The following is a 560-nucleotide window of genomic DNA, read 5'->3' as shown; positions in this document are numbered from 1 at the left end:
CGCAACCGCTCCAGCAGATCCACCGCGAACGTGATCGGATAGTTGCCCTGCTCCAGCGACTCCACCGAAGCGAACACACCATCCTCAGCCACCGCCGACTCCGGCAACTCCTCCTGCGGGTAGTTGCCGAACACCATGATGCTGTCGAACAGCGACGACCCCCGCGGCACCGCCGAATACCGCTGAATATCGACCAGCGGCGTGTACTCGAACCGTTGCAACGCCACCTGGTTGTCCTGCAGTTCACGCAACCAGTCCACGAACGCCACATCAGAAGGCACCCGAGCCCGCAACGGAAGCGTGTTGATGAACAACCCGACGATCGACTCCATCCCCGACAACTCCGCCGGACGACCCGACACCGTCAGACCGAACATCACATCGTTCTCACCGCTATACCGCGACAGCAGCAGCGCCCAACCGGCCTGCACGACCGTGCCCAGCGTCACCCGAGCCCGCCGCGCCAACGCCACCAGACCCGCAGTCACCTCACCCGACAGCTCAACCTGCCGCTTATCCTGCGCCCAGTGCTCGCTGACCTGCCGATCCACCGGCAACGC

1 protein-coding gene is annotated in these 560 nt (G+C 64.3%); it reads right to left on the bottom strand.

What is annotated here, in order from left to right; all coding sequences use genetic code 11:
* Nucleotides 1–560: condensation domain-containing protein (locus tag DQW85_RS04365; RefSeq protein WP_205314873.1), on the bottom strand; the 560-nt coding region annotated here is incomplete at both ends.

Source organism: Nonomuraea lactucae, assembly GCF_003313395.1.
Taxonomy (GTDB): domain Bacteria; phylum Actinomycetota; class Actinomycetes; order Streptosporangiales; family Streptosporangiaceae; genus Nonomuraea; species Nonomuraea lactucae.
Note: the sequence above shows the minus strand (reverse complement) of the source record. Positions and strands in the feature narration are given on the sequence as shown.